This is a genomic window from Bradyrhizobium sacchari, from assembly GCF_002068095.1.
Taxonomy (GTDB): Bacteria; Pseudomonadota; Alphaproteobacteria; order Rhizobiales; family Xanthobacteraceae; genus Bradyrhizobium; species Bradyrhizobium sacchari.
Window position 1 is genome coordinate 315,597 of record NZ_LWIG01000013.1, and the last position, 14,644, is coordinate 330,240.

Sequence of the window (14,644 nt, forward strand, 5' to 3'; positions counted from 1 at the left end):
GGCCGGATTATCACACCTTCTGCGGCGGGAGCCAGCGCCAGCGACAACAAGCCTTGGGGGCTGCCCTTTCACGTGCCCGGCCGTGATACCTCGGTCTCCTTGCTGGTGATGAACTCCAGCAGCACGGGGATGCCTTCCTGCGTCTTCTGAATGCCGCGCCTGATTGCGGGGATGATGTCCTCGGGCTTCGTCACCCGCTCGCCATAGCCGCCGAAGGCCCTCGCCATCGCGGCATAGTCGCCGGAAATGTCGGTCGAGCGATATTTTTCGGTCGAGACCGGCATCACCTTCAACTCGATCGCCATCGAGAAATTGTTGAGCAGGATCGACATGATCGGGATGCGCTCGCGCACGGCGGTTTCGAAATCCATGCCCGTGAAGCCGATCGCGGCGTCGCCCCAGACGTTGATACAGAGCTTGTCGGGCTTTGCCAGCTTTGCGCCCATCGCGAGCCCGAGGCCATAGCCGAGCTGCGTCGTCTTGCCCCAGCCGAGATAGGTGAGGGGCTTGATCGCCTTCCAGAACGGCGAGAGCTGGTCGCGCGGGCTGCCGGCATCATGCGTGATGATGGTGTTTTCGATGTCGACGGTGTGCTGGAGGTCCCACAGCACGCGGTAGGGACTGAGCGGCGCGTCATTGCTGGTGAGCTTAGGCATCCATTTCGCCAGCCACTCCTTGTGCGAGGCTGCGATCTCGGCCGTGACCGCCGCGGCGTCGCGATCGCTCGTGACGGTCTTGCCGATCTCCTCCAGCAGCGCGTCGAGCACGAGGCCAGCATCTCCGACGAGGCCGATCCTGGCCTCGACATCCTTGTTGAGATGGTTCGGATCGAGCGTGGAATGGATGATGGTTTTTCCCTTGGGCATCGCGATGCCGAAACTGGTCTCAGTGAACGAGCAGCCGATGCCGAAGATGACGTCGGCCTCGGCGAGGAATTTCGGGACTGCGCGCGGCACCGCGAGGCCGCCGGAGCCGAGCGAGAGCGGATGCGTCTCCGGAAACGCCGATTTGCCGCCGAGGCTGGTGGCGACGGGGATCGCGAGCCGCTCGGCGAGGCGTTTGAGCTGCGGCCAGGCTCGTGCATAGTGCACACCCTGGCCGGCGTAGATCACCGGCCGCTTGGCGTTGACGAGCAGGCTGGCTGCCTCCTTCACATGGACAGGATCGGCGCCGTAACGGGTGCGCAGCACCGGCATGTAGTTCAGCGGCTCCGGCACCTCCTCGTTCCACATGTCGGAGGGGATCTCGACGATCACGGGACCGCCGCGACCGTTCTTCAGCTTGGTGAAGGCGCGGCGGAAGATGTTGGCGACTTCCGCGGCCAGGATGATCGGCTCGGATGATTTTGCGAATGGCTTCATCGCCTCGCTGGAATTGAAGTTCGGCTCGATATGGGCAAGCCGGCGCTGATAGCCCATCGGCAGCACCAGCACGGGAACGGATTCGCCAAAGCACTGGGCGACGCCGCCCATCGCATTCTCGGCGCCGGGCCCGTGCTGCATGCAGAACGCGCCGATGCTTCGCCCTGAGGTCACCCGCGAGATCGCATCCGCCATGTGGATGCCGACGCGCTCCTGCCGCACCATGACGGGGCGGATCTCGGCCTTGGCCGCGTGCTCGATCAGGTGGTTGACCGGATAGCCGCAGAGGATCTCGATCCCCTCGCGCCGCATGATTTCCGCAATGGCGGTGCCGAGCTTCATGGCGTCTCTCTCCCTGGCAAGGCCGGTTGATCCGGCTGGTTGGGGAGAGAGGATCAGGAATTCCGGGAAGCGTAAAGCGCGCTCGGTGAGTGCGGCGGTAGGCCAGCTATGCGCCGCGAGCGTGCACCGGCTCCGGCTGGCGATAATGGCTGCAGCCGTTCGCCGTCGGCCGCACGCTGCAGCAGGCGCGAGGCGGCAACGAGATCCGGCGTTTCGAAGCCCTCGGTGAATTCGTCGTAAATCGAGGCGAGCAGTCGGATGGCCTTGGGCCTGCGATCGGTCGCGATCCAGCGCGCGGCGAGGTCGTTGGCGATCCGCAACTGGAATGTCATCGCGCCGATGGCGCGTGCCTCGGTGAGCGCCCGCAGTAGCTGCTGTTCGGCGCGGAGCGGCTCGCCGGCGTGGAAAAGGACCGCCGCGTCGACGCGCTGAAGTTCCGAGCGGCACCAGCGCTCGCCCTGACGCTCCTGATGGCCGATCGCCCGCGTGATGGTGTCACGCGCTTCCGCGATCCGCCCCTGCCGCAGATAGGCGCGGGCGAGGACGGCGAGATAGCTGCCGATCCGCATCAAGAACCGGCATTCGACCAGTTCGTCGATCGCGGCGCGAATATCGTCCACCGCGCGCGGATCGCCACGCTGGTCGCGAAGACAGGCGGAGAAATAGCGCTCGACAGGAACCCAGCGCGAGATGCGCTCCCGTTCCAGGTTGCGACGCAGCCGCATCGTGAAGCTCTCGAGCGCATCCAGGTTGCCGGTTTCGAGCGCGACAGGAAGTGCGGCGAGCCCGAGTGCGTTCGACTGCGACACCCAATGGCCACTGCGGTCCGCGGCCTCGACGGCATCGCGGGCCAGCCTTGCCGCGTAGTCGGCCTGCCCCTGCATCCACGCCACGAAGGGCAGGTTGAAGCGGACGGTGATGAAGCGGTAGACCTCATTCGCATCCTTGCGCGAACGGCCCTCGGCAAGCGAATAGGTTGCCGCGAGACGATCCAGGACCGGGCGGCTCTTGCTCAATTCGCCGGCAAAGGCGCGGGCCCAGGCCAGTGCCCGGTCGGCTTCGGATGTTGCCGTCAGGTCGCGGTCGCGGTCGGCGAGCGCGGTGGCCTCCTCGAGATAGGTTATGGCGCGCGCGACCTCGCCAATCTGCAGCAGGTAAAAGGCAAAGCCCACCAGCGCGCGTTGCTGATACTCGATGCTGTCGGCGCGCCGTGCGAAGGCGATCGCGTCCAGCCAGGCAACCTCGTTCTCATTCGACATCTTGCGGGCGTAGAACAGGCTCCATCCGAGGGCGCAGGCGAGCTTTGTCTTCGACAGATCGTCGCACGCGACGGTCTTGGCCAAGGCCAGTGCGTCCTGCAGCCGCGCCTGCGCTTCCGACAGGATGGAAGTTTCCGACCACAAGGTGATCGCCGCAACGGTGAGCCTGATTCCGAGGGCAGGATCGCCTTCCTCGCCAACTGCCCATGAAAGCGCAGCGCGCAAATCGGCGATCCGGCCGAGGTAGCGCTGTGTCCAGTCGGCGGGCTCGCGCCAGTTCCATTCCGCCTCGGACCGTTCGAACAGCGCGAGGACGCGCTCCGCGTGACGGCGCAGTGCCTGGCCGCAGACGGGATCGGCCTGGCGTCGCTCGGCCGCGTAGCGGCGGGTGCTGTCGAGCAGACGGTAGCGAAGGCTCGCGCCACGGGCCTGCGCGCTCACAAGCGATTTGGTGACGAGGCTGCCGAGCCCGGTGACGACATCGATCGGCGTTAGCTCCGCCGCTGCCGCGACGAAAACGGCATCCTCGGCGTCGAAGGCGTCGCTGAACACCGACAGCAGGCCGAACAATGTGGCTTCCTTCTGCGACAGCAGCCTGAAGCTCCAGTCGATCGTCGTCATCAGGGTTTCATGGCGCGGCGGCGTACCCTCGGCGCTCGCGGCGCGAAAACCCAGCGTCTGGTCGAGCACCGCGACCAATTCGTGAGGATTGAACCTGCCGATCTGGGCTGCGGCCAGCTCGATGGCCAGCGGAAGGCCGTCGAGCGCGTTGCAGATCGAGGCGACGGCCTCGCAATCATCATCGATGAACCGATAGTCCGACCATTCGGCGGCGCGGCGGACGAACAGCTGCACCGCTGGAAACCTGACGGCCTGATCGACCGACAGGGCGAGGCCAGATCTCGGCGAGGCAAGCGAGCCAAGCCGCACGATATGCTCGGTGGCGGTGCCGAGCGGTTCCCGGCTCGTCGCCAGCAGCCTGGACGGCGATGTGTCACTCAGGAACTTGCCGGCGAAGATCGTCGCGGCAGGCAGCACATGCTCGCAATTGTCCAGGATGAGCAGCATCTGTCGCGGCCTCAGATAGTCGAGGGCGGCAGCCAGACCGTTATCCGTATTGCCTCTGATGCCCAGTGCCGTCACCAGCGCCGCTCCGAACAGCGTCGGATCGGAGATCGTCGCAAGGTCGACGAAGCAAATGCCGTCGCGGCAGTGTGGCGCGAGGGCCTGGGCGACGGCCACAGCAACTGTTGTCTTGCCGATGCCTCCTGCGCCAGCCAGCGTCACGTGCCTGTTGTCTGTGAGCAGATCCGTGATGTCGACGATCTCCGCTTCGCGACCGACGATGCCGCGCAACAATGGCGGATTGGACAAGGGGGGAGGGCCGGCCAGCGCAAGATCCGCCTCGACCTCGCCGATGCTGATCTGCACCTCCGCGATGAACTTGTACCCGCGGCGCGCCACGGTCGCGATGTAGACGGGCTCGATCTGGGTATCTCCCAGCGAGCGCCGCAGGCTCCACATGTTGACCTTGAGATTGCTGTCGTGAAGGAAGGTGCCCGGCCAGGCCGCGGCCATCAGTTCCTTCTTGCTGACCAGCTCGCCATGGCGCTGGACCAGCAGTTGCAGGAGCTCGAATGCGCGTCCGCCCAGTTTGACCGGGCGCCCGTCAAGCAGCAGGAGCTGGCGGCTCGGAACCAGTCGAAACGGACCGAAACAGTAGGTGAGTTCCGGTCGGCGTGTGCCCCGTTGCCGTGTCTCCGTGGCGGCCCGCATTGCTCATTGCCAATCGATCGAAACGATCACTTGCAATTATCATGCGTTGCACGCTTGTAGAATAGAGCCCTTCTGAATTCGCACGATTGCTGCGAGCAATCGCCTGCAGCATGGCTGCGACAAAATCGCTCGCGCGCGGCGCCGGCTATTTCTTGGGCTTGCCAAGAACGGCCATGCGCATGACCTCGACGCCGCCGTCGGCGAGTTCTGGCAGCTTGGCGAACCAGTCCTTCACATAAGGCATCGCGTTATGCGCATCGAAATCGGCCTGGCTGGAGAAGACCTCGTAGAAGATGAAATGACCGGGTTCGGTACGGTCTTCCTGCAGAAAATAGACCAGGTTCTTGGGATCGCCGCGAACCAGGTCGATCAGCGGCAGCGTGGCGGCACGCAACGCGTCTTCCTTTCCCGCCTTGGCGCGCACCTGCGCCACGACCGAATAGGCCTCCTCCGGAATCTCCTGATAGCGCACGCGCGCGGCTTCCTGGGAGACGGCCGACGGCGCTGTCATGGTCATCGCGGCGACGCACAGCAGGGAGCAAAGCGAATTGCGGATGAGAGTTCGCATGATGAAGTCCTTCACATTGTGATCGTGAGCGCCGGGTGACCAGGCAATCGGCACCCGGTCGCCCTGCATTCGGAGGGGTCAGCGCACGATCGTCTGCTGCCTCTTTGCCAGGGCCTCGCTGAAGCGCTGCTTGACCGGGCCGAGCGCTTTGACGAATTCCAGCTGCTCGCCCTCCGGCCCCTTGCAATAGATCAGCTCCCAGCCGTTCGAGGGTTCCGCGGTCACCCGATTCGTGTTGGCACTGCGGGGCGCGGCCTTGCGATCTGCCTCCGTCATGACGCGGACGGTGCGGTTCGCCCGCACCTGCGTCATGCCGCGGCGCGCGGATTCGGTTTCGAGGTCGGCGATGAATTTATTGAAGTCGACATCGTCTCGAACATAGAAGCAGATGTGCATCATGCGCGGAAAAGCCGGGCTCATGTGCTCCACCGGCTCAGCAAAACTCTTCGCGCTGCCCATGGGCTGGTCGGCCTCGCGATATTGCAGCAACTCCAGCACCATGTTGTCGAACTGGATGAAGCGGACGTCGAGCCGCTGCGCTCCGCTTCTGAGGTCGGGAACGCCGATGGTCCTCGGATTGACGCCGCGCGCATTCGCCTCGATCTCCTGGTCGGCCAGCAGCGTGTTCTGCACCCCGTCGCCCTGGAAGTCGCCGTGCCGGAACACCTCGGTGCCGCCGAGCACCTCCGTGTAGAACTGATAGGCCCGCTCCATATTCTGGACCGTCAGCCCGAAATGCTGGACGCCCTGAAGCCGTGCGCCGAGCGACGCCTCGTCGCGCTGGGCTGGCGACATGGTGCCGGCGTCCTGTGTCGCGGCCCGCGCATCGGTCGCCGTGCCAACGACGAGGCTGGTGGCGACGGCAGCGCCGGCTGTCTGGAGCAGGGTGCGGCGGCCGATGTCGGTGTCTGCTTCATCTGTCATGTCGCTCTCCTCAGTCGTTCGGTGGATTTTGCGGGCGTTATCGCGCCGGCCGTCGCAGTGATCGGCCGGGCTGAACTTGCTGCGGTCGGGCGGCTCAAGCGGCTGCAGGAAGCGGCGCTGCGGGGTTGACGAGCCCTTCCGAACGGAGCTCGCGCCAGAAATCAGCGGGAATGGCTTCCTCGAGCGCAGCGCGATCCTCGGCGATGCGGCTCGGGCGGCTCGCACCGGGAATGACGGCTGCCACCACCGGATTGGCGAGCGCGAACTGCAAGCCCGCCGCCTTCATGCCGATGCCGTAGCGGTCGGCGATCGCCTTGATCCGCGCCACCTTGTGGAGAATTTGCTGTGGGGCCGGCGCATATTCGAAATTCGGGCCGCCGACGAGCGCGCCCGAACTGTAGGGGCCGCCGACGACGATCGCGAGCTCGTGTTCCGCCACCATCGGCATCACCCGCTGGAGCGCCCTTGCATGGTCGAGCAGCGTGTAGCGGCCCGCGAGCAGAAAGCCGTCGGGGCGGGGCTCCTCGAGCGCGAGCAGCAGCTCGATCGGCTCGACCCGGTTGACGCCGAGGCCCCACGCTTTGATCACGCCCTCGTCGCGCAGACGGTCGAGCGCCTTGAACGCGCCCTTGCGTGCGCTCTCGAACACCGAAAGCCATTCGTCGCCGTAAAAGTCCTGCGCCACGTCATGCACGAAGGCGATGTCGATGTGGGAGGTCGCGAGCCGCTTCAGACTGTCCTCGATCGAGCGCAGCGTCGCGTCGCCGGAATAGTCGTTCACGATCCGGTTCGGGCGTCCGTATTGGAACACGCCGCCCTTCTCGCCGAGGTCGCGGCTACCGACATCCTCGATCTCGTCCAGGATCAACCTTCCGACCTTGGTGCTGACGACATAGTCGCTTCGCGGCCGGCCGGCCAAGGCAGCCCCCATGCGGATCTCGGCAAGGCCCGCGCCGTAGAACGGCGCGGTGTCGAAGTAACGGATGCCATCGTTCCAGGCCGCATTCACCGTTGCGAGCGCTTCCTGCTCGGGGATGTCGCGGAACATGTTGCCGAGCGGCGCGGCGCCGAAGCCAAGTCTTCCCGGCAGAATATCCTTGAGGGGCATGTCGCGAGTCCTTGTCCGTGACAGGCGAGCTCATCCGCGCGTGGCGCGGCCGATCTCAGTCGGTTGCCGAGGTGTCTGCGCTTCTGATGAACGCCGCGACCTCGCGCGGATGCGACAGCATCACCGCGTGGCTGCTTTTGATCTCCGTCACCTTCGCGCCCGAGCGCTTGGCCATGGTGCGCAGTAAGCTCGGAGGGATAATGTGATCCTCCATCGTCACCATGTAATAGGTCGGCTTCGTCTTCCAGGCCACGCGGTCGACCTTGGTCTGCACCGCCTGCAATCCAAACGGCAATTGCGCCGCAGCCATGAAGCGGGTCGTGGCCGGGTCGACACCGGCGGCGAAGGAGGTCGGGAATTTGTCGCGCTCGACGAAGAGATAATTGCCTTCAGTGACCAAGGGACCCTTGTGCTCGCCGGGCGGCACGGGTGCTTCCGACAGCGTGCTGACCGATTCCCCGACATCGGGAGCATATGCCGCGAGATAGACCAGGCTGCGAACCTTCGGATTGTCGCCGGCTTCGGTGATGACCATTCCACCATAGGAGTGACCGACGAGAATGACCGGATGCCGCGCCTTGGCGATCACGCGCTCGGTCTCCGCGACGTCGTCTCGAAGCGAGATCGTCGGCTGCTGCACGACGAGCACCTCATAGCCCGCCTTCGAGAGAATGTCGTAGGTGTCCTTCCAGCCCGAGCCATCGACGAAGGCGCCGTGGACTAGAACGATCGAAACGGCCCTCTCGGCCGCGATTGCGGGGGCGGCCGTTGCGATCGTCATTGCGGCAAGTGTGGAGATTAGCGTCTTCATATCAGGCTCCGATCCTCGATACGGCAGCATTGCCGTTGATGAGCCTTTCACTAACGCGGGCGAGCATTGCGGTATTTCCGATTCCTGCGCGATGACGGACGCATCTTGCTCATCCCGGCTTGCGAAGCCGAGCGCGCCGCGATCCAAGCCTTTGCTTTGCTTGCGTTTTACCTCTTTTAACCGCGCCGCCTCTGGACTTCGCCGTCGCCGCTTGTGAGAACTTCGGAGATCGGCGTGGCAGCGGCCGGGGCTGCAACTCACCACCGGATGGAATGATCGCTCGCTCGCGATACGGGGCCGGAATTCGCCGCAACTTGCGGAGGTCGTGATGGCGCTCGTGACGCATGGAGATCAGAAATACAAGAACAGCGAGAAGCTCGCGGCGACCAGCGACTGGCCGGGGCTGAGCATCGAGCATCGCAAGTTCGAGGCGGGGCGGCAGGCAACGCCCATTCCCATCTGCACCGAAATCGTCATGGTGCTGTCCGGCGGCGGCATGGTGTGCCGGATCGGCAATGGCGAAGTCCAGAAGAGCTTCGCCCGGCCGGGCATGAGCTACCTCGTTCCCGTAGGGACGCAGGAGAGCCTTCTCGAACTGTCGGACCGGATGGAATGTCTTCATCTCTATCTTCCGCCGGCGCTGCTGGACCAGAGCGCGCTTGCGGACCTCGATATCGATCCGGCAAGGGTGGAGATCGCCTACGCCCATGGTCTGGCGGACCAGGTGCTCTTCCACATCTGCTCGCCGCTTCGCGATCTGCTTCATCGTCCACGTCAGCCGACTGATGCGCTATTCGTGGAGGGAATCCAGGTTGCGCTCGCGGCGCATCTTCTGGGGAATTATACGATCGACCGCTGGCGCGCGCCCGACAGGTCGCCGTCGCTCGATCCGCGGCGCCTGCAACGCGTGGTGGACTATATCGAGGCTTCTCTTGCCAGCGACATCAGGCTCGAGGACCTTGCGGCCCAGGCCTGCCTCAGCCCCTATCATTTTTCCCGGCTGTTTCGCGAGGCGACGGGATTGTCACCGCACCGTTACGTGACCGATCGCCGCGTCCAGGCTGCGCGGCAGGAACTTGCGCGCGACCGCTTGTCCCTGGTCGAGATTGCCCTGGAGTTCGGTTTCGGCTCGCAAGCGAATTTCACGCGGGTGTTCCGCAAGGCCGCAAGTCTCACGCCGGGGCAGTATCGCGAATTGTGCTGCGGTGAGGCCGAGGTGTACGTCGATCGTGCCGATCCGGCATTGCGCAGGGATTGCGCATGATCCCGCAGGAATCGCAAATACGGCTCAGCGCCCATCGGGCAGTGCTGTGGTGCCGACCAGATCCGCAAGAGGATGTACCGACATGATCGAGCTCACGGTGAACGGGATCAAGCGCCAGGTCGACGTCGTCGCCGAGATGCCCTTGCTCTGGGTGTTGCGCGACGAGCTCGGCATCACCAGTGCCAAATACGGCTGCGGTGTCGCGCAATGCGGCGCCTGCACCGTTCACATCAACGGCAAGGCAGTGCGATCCTGTCAGACGCATATCGGCGAGGTCGCCGGCAAATCGGTCGTCACGCTCGAAGGGCTCGACAACAAGGACCAGCACCCGGTCCTGCAGGCCTGGATCGAGCATCAGGTCCCGCAATGCGGCTACTGCCAGACGGGACAGATGATGCAGGCCATCTCGCTTCTCGCATCGATACCCAAGCCGACCGACGAGCAGATCGATCAGGTGATGTCCGGCAATCTCTGCCGCTGCGGCACCTATCCGCGCATCCGCGCGGCGATTCATGCGGCTGCCGCAAACAAGATCGCGGAGAAGTGAGATGGGCCATATGCAGACTCTTTCCCGTCGGGCTTTTGTTTTCGGCTCTGCTGCCGTCGCCGGCGGCATCGCGTTCGGCACCTACGGCCGTGCTGAAGCGGCCGCCAGCGATAACCCATTGGCCGCCGGCCTCGGCCCGAATTCCGTCAGCTTCAATCCCTGGGTCGAGATCAGCCCGGACAAAATCACGCTGATCGCGCAGCACGCCGACATCGGCCAGGGCGTCGGCTCGGTGCAGCCGATCATGATCGCCGAGGAGATGGACCTCGACCCCGGCCAGTTCGAAGTCCGCTTCGCTGGTCCCAGTCCGGCATACTTCAACACAGGCTTCGCCGACGAGTTCGCGCCGTTTGTGGCTGCGGACCAAAGTCCGGCCGCAGAGGAGGCGCGTGCCAAGACGCTCGAATGGTTGCGGCAATCTGGTCTGCAAATGACGGGTGGTTCGAGCACGATCCCGGACACCTACGAAAAGCTGCGCGTTGCTGGCGCTGTCGCCCGCGAGACCCTGAAGGCCGCGGCCGCCAAACGGTCGGGCGTCGCCGTGGCTGACCTGCGTACCCAATCGGGCCATGTGATCCTGCCCAACGGCACCAAGATCGCCTACGTCGATCTGTCCGCGGATGCCACCAAGATTCCACCGGTGCTCGATGCGCAGCCGCGCGACCCGTCCAAATGGCGCATGCTCGGCAAGCCCATGATGCGGCTCGACGTCCGCTCGAAAGTGATGGGCGAGCTGAAATTCGGCATCGACATGAAAATGGACGGCATGCTCTATGCCTCCGTCAAACTGAATCCGAGCAAGGGGCAGCCGCTCAAATCATACGATGCGAGCAAAGCGCGGGCGATGCCGGGGGTCAAGACGATCCTCGAGATCAAGAACGGCGTCGCGGTGATCGCGACGAACAGCTGGTACGCGATGAAGGCGGTGGACGCCATCGCTTGCGAATGGGCGCCCTCGGCCTATCCCGCCGAGCAGGCCGACCATTGGAAGGTGCTGGAATCCTCGTTCAAGCCCGAGTTCCTTGGCAAGGAGTGGAAAAAGATCGGCGACATCGAAGGCGGGCTCAAGACAGGCCAGCTCGTCGAGGCCGAATATCGCGCGCCCTATGTAGGGCACCAGCCGCTCGAGCCGCTCAACGGGATCGGCCTCGTCACCGACAAGGGCATGGAGATCTGGGTCGGCCATCAGAGCCCGCGCTTCGTGCAATATGTCGCGGCGACCGCGATCGGCCTCAAGCCGGAGCAGGTCACATTCCACAATCAGTGGACCGGTGGAAGCTTTGGCCACCGTCTCGAATACGAGAACGTCCGCGTTCTCGCCGAGATCGCCAATCAGATGAAGGGGACGCCGATCAAGCTGGTGTTCTCGCGCGAGGAGGACTTCCTCCAGGACATTCCGCGCCAGATCGCGATCGCCCGGCATCGCGGCAGCATCGACAAGGGCAAGATCCTCGCGGCCGATCTGCAGTTGGCATCGACCACTCCGCTCAAGGGGCTGCTCGAGCGTTCGGGCACCCCCTCGAAGGATCCCGACGGGCAATTGGCCGCCGGCCTGTGGAACGTCTACTACGACATCCCCAATTTCCGTGCCACGAGCTACGAGGCGCAAGGTCTTTCGCCGAGCACCACATGGCGTTCGGTCGGCGCCTCGACATCAGGCTTCTTCACTGAAAGCTTCATCGACGAACTGGTCCACGCGGCTGGCCTCGATCCGATGCGGGCGCGCATCGCGATGTGCACCGTACCGCACTATCGCAAGGTGCTGGAGACCGTCGCGGAGATGTCGGACTGGAAGGGACCGCTCGGCAACGGCCGCGGGCGCGGCGTCGCGTTTGTGGAGTCGTTCGGGACACCGACGGCCGAAGTCGTTGAAGTCTCGATGACGGACCGGGGCATCAGGATCGACAAGGTCTGGGTCGCGGCCGACGTCGGCAAGGTCGTCGATCCCGTCAATTTCGAGAACCAGGTGCAGGGCGGAGTCGTCTGGGGCCTCGGCCACGCCATGAACTGCGAGCTCACCTACGCCAAGGGCGCGGTGCAGCAGACCAACTACAATCACCACGAGGCGATGCGGATCTATCAATGCCCGGTCATCGAGGTTCGCGGGCTCGAGAACGATCCGAAGGTGAGAGGCGTCGGCGAGCCGCCGGTACCGCCGGCCGCGCCCGCGCTTGCGAACGCGATCTTCGCAGCGACCGGAAAGCGCATCCGCGAGATGCCTTTCAACAAGTTCATCGATTTCGTGTGAGACGAGCCATGACGAGATATCTGATTGCGGTCGTTTTCGCAGCAACAGCCATCGCGGCCCTCACCGGCATCGTCGCAGCCAGGGACGAGACCGCCAAGGATGTGCTGCCGCCCGGCAGCGTCAGCCGGGCCGAGGGGCTGGAGGCCTGGAAGCGGATCGAAGCCGTGGTGACGCACCCGCGCTGTGCCAACTGCCACGTCGATGCCAAGGCCATCCCGATATGGACGCCGGCAGGCGAGGCCAAGCCGCGCGTGCACGGCATGAACATCCACGGTGGCGCGAGCCGCATCGGCGCGGAGGCGATTCCGTGCTCGACCTGTCACATGACCTCGACCCAGGCGAACGAACCAGCACCCTCGCCGCCGCGCGCAGGCATCGACTGGCAGCTTGCCCCAGTGGCTTTCATCTGGTTCGGCAAGAGCGGCGCCGAGATCTGCGCGCAGCTGAAGGATCCGAAGCGCAATGGCGGCCGAGACGCCGCAGGCCTTGTCGACCATTTGCGGCACGATGCATCCTTGAACGGCTTCATTCCGCGGGGCTGGGCCCCCGGAGCAGGCCGCTCGACGCCGCCGGGGACCTTCGAGGATCACGTCAAGGACATGGCGATGTGGGGCGCGGCCGGGCAGCCCTGTCCGAATTGACCGTTCTGCACGTCCCGCCAACGCGATCCCGCATAGCGTCATCGAAAGGAGCAAACTGTGACCCAACATGTCCTCTTCATCGTCACCAACGCAGCCGTGATCGGTCCGCATAATCGGAAGACCGGCTTCTTTTTCGCCGAGGTTGCCCATCCTTTCGAGGTGCTCGACAAGGCTGGGGTCGCGGTCGAGTTCGCGTCCCCGGCCGGGGGATGGACGCCTTACGATGCGTACGACGAGAAAGACCCCGCTCAGAAGGATTTTCTCGCGAGTAAAGCCTTTCGTCGTCTAAATCACAGTCGCAAATTGTCCGAGGTGGACGCCGCCGACTACGACGCCATCCTGGTGCCCGGCGGTCTTGGGCCGATGGTGGACATCCAGCGCAATGCAACGGTCCAGAATGCGATCGCGCGCGCCTGGACCACCGGCAAGCTCGTTGCCGCTGTTTGTCACGGGCCGTGCGCGCTGCTTGGCGTCAATCTCGGTGATGGCACCCCTTTCGTGCGCGGGAAGAAGCTCACGTCCTTCTCGAAGAAGGAAGAATACGACTACGCCCGCGATGATGTGCCTTACGAGCTTGAGGACGCGTTAAGGGCAGAGGGTGCCGAGTACTCGTCGGTAGCCAACTGGCAACCTCATGTCGTCGTCGATGGCCGGCTTATCACGGGGCAGAATCCCAATTCGGCCGGACCGCTGGGAAAAGAGTTGCTGTCCGCCCTAAAGGACCGGTGACGCGAAAATTTGAAATCTCGGCGTGCACGCAATTCGCGAGGGACGGGCTTGGCATCTGCCAAGTCGCGCTTGCCCTCGCATCGGGAGCTATCGAATGACGCAATCGCCATCCAAGATCACCGCCATCCTGGTTGCTCGGCCGGGCAAGTCCGCTGAACTCAGAGCACTGCTTGTCGGCATGGCACCGCATTCCAGGGCCGAACCTGGCAACCTGCACTGGGACGTCTGGCGCGACATGTCGAACGAAGATCGCTACGTTCTCGACGAGCTGTACCGGGACGTTGCGGCCGTCGAAGCTCACCGTGCCACGCCGCATTACCAGTCCTACCTGTCCAAGATTCCCGAACTGGCGGATCGGACGGCAGTGGTCCTGGAAGCGGTTGAGGTTGGGGCCAGGTGAAGGGCGCCAGCAAACCTTCGAAGTCGCTGCATCCACGGGACCTGCGTCCCGGATTTCGCTGCGCTCCAGCCGGGCCACGAACTTGCGAACGGCCACACCCGCCGCCAGTGGGCAAATGTCCTACTTGCAGTTCTGGCAGATCATCAGCTTCCGCTTTAGCGCGCTGTCTTCCTGTTCAAGCACACCTGCATCCGGATTGGACCCGTTGTCCTTTGCGGCGCGTGACCTCACAGGCGGCGTCACCTGACCCGAGGCGTCATTGGCGTCGACGGCGCTGAAGCCGTCATAGTCGGCGGCCGGATTCGGCATCGATTGAGGCAAGCCAATCGCGGAAGGCTCTCTGCCGGGCGCCACCGGCGGAGTTCTGCTTGTCGTCACCCGCGCGGGCTTGGTGGCACTCGGGCGCGGCGGCGATGCATCGGGCGGAGCGAGCGAAACCGGCGGGGCGACAGAGGTCTGGCTTCTCGCGCTGTCATGCGGCCACGCAACGACAAGCATGAGGCCGAGAGCCAGGAGCATCACGCTTCTCATCCGCATCCTCTCGGCAGCTTCGGTTCAACGATCGATGGCATGGCCCGCCGAACCACGACGTGGAGCAGAGTATCAGGACTCGCATGGCCGTCAAAGCGTCAGGCCCGGATAGCGCTCTGCGCCATCCGGGCCCTA

Annotated in this window: 13 protein-coding genes and 1 pseudogene; 6 read left to right on the plus strand and 8 right to left on the minus strand. The window is 64.4% G+C overall.

Annotation, left to right across the window (positions count from 1 at the left end):
• Nucleotides 1-68: 68 nt before the first annotated feature.
• From A5906_RS18535 to A5906_RS18560, 7 genes and pseudogenes are all read right to left on the minus strand, one after another.
• Nucleotides 69-1,757 carry a thiamine pyrophosphate-requiring protein gene (locus A5906_RS18535; protein WP_283807707.1) on the minus strand — a complete coding sequence of 563 codons (1,689 nt, stop codon included), beginning with the start codon at nt 1,755-1,757 and terminating at the stop codon, nt 69-71.
• Nucleotides 1,757-3,661, minus strand: a complete 1,905-nt coding sequence (locus A5906_RS44625; RefSeq protein WP_245326784.1) for an ATP-binding protein — start codon at nt 3,659-3,661, stop codon at nt 1,757-1,759. The genes A5906_RS18535 and A5906_RS44625 overlap by 1 nt, the downstream gene beginning before the upstream one ends.
• Before the next feature lie 801 nt (nt 3,662-4,462).
• Nucleotides 4,463-4,738 (minus strand): annotated as a pseudogene (locus tag A5906_RS44630) (winged helix-turn-helix domain-containing protein); the annotation flags it as partial.
• 145 nt (nt 4,739-4,883) lie between these two features.
• Nucleotides 4,884-5,306, minus strand: a complete 423-nt coding sequence (locus A5906_RS18545; protein ID WP_080136883.1) for a putative quinol monooxygenase — start codon at nt 5,304-5,306, stop codon at nt 4,884-4,886.
• A 78-nt stretch (nt 5,307-5,384) separates the two neighbouring features.
• Nucleotides 5,385-6,230, minus strand: a complete 846-nt coding sequence (locus tag A5906_RS18550) for a VOC family protein (RefSeq protein ID WP_080136816.1) — start codon at nt 6,228-6,230, stop codon at nt 5,385-5,387.
• 94 nt (nt 6,231-6,324) lie between these two features.
• On the minus strand, nt 6,325-7,338 hold the full coding sequence (locus A5906_RS18555; protein WP_080136817.1) for an aldo/keto reductase: 1,014 nt from the start codon (nt 7,336-7,338) through the stop codon (nt 6,325-6,327).
• Nucleotides 7,339-7,393: 55 nt separating this feature from the next.
• Nucleotides 7,394-8,149, minus strand: coding sequence for an alpha/beta fold hydrolase (locus A5906_RS18560; RefSeq protein WP_167523655.1), 756 nt, complete (start codon nt 8,147-8,149; stop codon nt 7,394-7,396).
• Nucleotides 8,150-8,477: 328 nt separating this feature from the next.
• Between A5906_RS18560 and A5906_RS18565 the strand changes: the two genes are divergently transcribed.
• The 6 genes from A5906_RS18565 (at nt 8,478) to A5906_RS18590 (ending at nt 13,978) form a co-directional block, all read left to right on the plus strand.
• The gene (locus A5906_RS18565; protein WP_080136819.1) at nt 8,478-9,413 is read left to right on the plus strand and encodes a helix-turn-helix domain-containing protein; all 936 of its coding nucleotides are present in this window, start codon (nt 8,478-8,480) and stop codon (nt 9,411-9,413) included.
• Between the two features lie 82 nt (nt 9,414-9,495).
• The gene (locus A5906_RS18570) at nt 9,496-9,960 is read left to right on the plus strand and encodes a (2Fe-2S)-binding protein (protein WP_080136820.1); all 465 of its coding nucleotides are present in this window, start codon (nt 9,496-9,498) and stop codon (nt 9,958-9,960) included.
• A 1-nt stretch (nt 9,961) separates the two neighbouring features.
• Complete coding sequence (locus tag A5906_RS18575; protein WP_080136821.1) at nt 9,962-12,208, plus strand: xanthine dehydrogenase family protein molybdopterin-binding subunit; 2,247 nt, start codon at nt 9,962-9,964, stop codon at nt 12,206-12,208.
• An 8-nt stretch (nt 12,209-12,216) separates the two neighbouring features.
• Nucleotides 12,217-12,849, plus strand: a complete 633-nt coding sequence (locus A5906_RS18580) for a hypothetical protein (protein WP_080136822.1) — start codon at nt 12,217-12,219, stop codon at nt 12,847-12,849.
• 57 nt (nt 12,850-12,906) lie between these two features.
• A complete protein-coding gene (locus A5906_RS18585; RefSeq protein WP_080136823.1) occupies nt 12,907-13,578 on the plus strand; it encodes a type 1 glutamine amidotransferase domain-containing protein in 672 nt (223 codons plus the stop codon).
• Between the two features lie 94 nt (nt 13,579-13,672).
• On the plus strand, nt 13,673-13,978 hold the full coding sequence (locus A5906_RS18590) for a putative quinol monooxygenase (protein WP_080136824.1): 306 nt from the start codon (nt 13,673-13,675) through the stop codon (nt 13,976-13,978).
• Nucleotides 13,979-14,098: 120 nt separating this feature from the next.
• Here the strand turns inward: A5906_RS18590 and A5906_RS46170 are convergent, their stop codons facing one another.
• Nucleotides 14,099-14,287, minus strand: coding sequence for a hypothetical protein (locus A5906_RS46170; protein ID WP_347337605.1), 189 nt, complete (start codon nt 14,285-14,287; stop codon nt 14,099-14,101).
• Nucleotides 14,288-14,644 lie beyond the last annotated feature (357 nt).

What these genes read in the sequence shown, in the direction of transcription:
- A5906_RS18545 (WP_080136883.1), bottom strand. Translation starts at nt 5,306, where the DNA reads ATGCGAACTCTCATCCGCAATTCGCTTTGCTCCCTGCTGTGCGTCGCC.
- A5906_RS18550 (WP_080136816.1), bottom strand. Translation starts at nt 6,230, where the DNA reads ATGACAGATGAAGCAGACACCGACATCGGCCGCCGCACCCTGCTCCAG.
- A5906_RS46170 (WP_347337605.1), bottom strand. Translation starts at nt 14,287, where the DNA reads ATGCCGAATCCGGCCGCCGACTATGACGGCTTCAGCGCCGTCGACGCC.
- A5906_RS18565 (WP_080136819.1), top strand. Translation starts at nt 8,478, where the DNA reads ATGGCGCTCGTGACGCATGGAGATCAGAAATACAAGAACAGCGAGAAG.
- A5906_RS18580 (WP_080136822.1), top strand. Translation starts at nt 12,217, where the DNA reads ATGACGAGATATCTGATTGCGGTCGTTTTCGCAGCAACAGCCATCGCG.
- A5906_RS18570 (WP_080136820.1), top strand. Translation starts at nt 9,496, where the DNA reads ATGATCGAGCTCACGGTGAACGGGATCAAGCGCCAGGTCGACGTCGTC.
- A5906_RS18555 (WP_080136817.1), bottom strand. Translation starts at nt 7,338, where the DNA reads ATGCCCCTCAAGGATATTCTGCCGGGAAGACTTGGCTTCGGCGCCGCG.
- A5906_RS18560 (WP_167523655.1), bottom strand. Translation starts at nt 8,149, where the DNA reads ATGAAGACGCTAATCTCCACACTTGCCGCAATGACGATCGCAACGGCC.
- A5906_RS18590 (WP_080136824.1), top strand. Translation starts at nt 13,673, where the DNA reads ATGACGCAATCGCCATCCAAGATCACCGCCATCCTGGTTGCTCGGCCG.
- A5906_RS18575 (WP_080136821.1), top strand. Translation starts at nt 9,962, where the DNA reads ATGGGCCATATGCAGACTCTTTCCCGTCGGGCTTTTGTTTTCGGCTCT.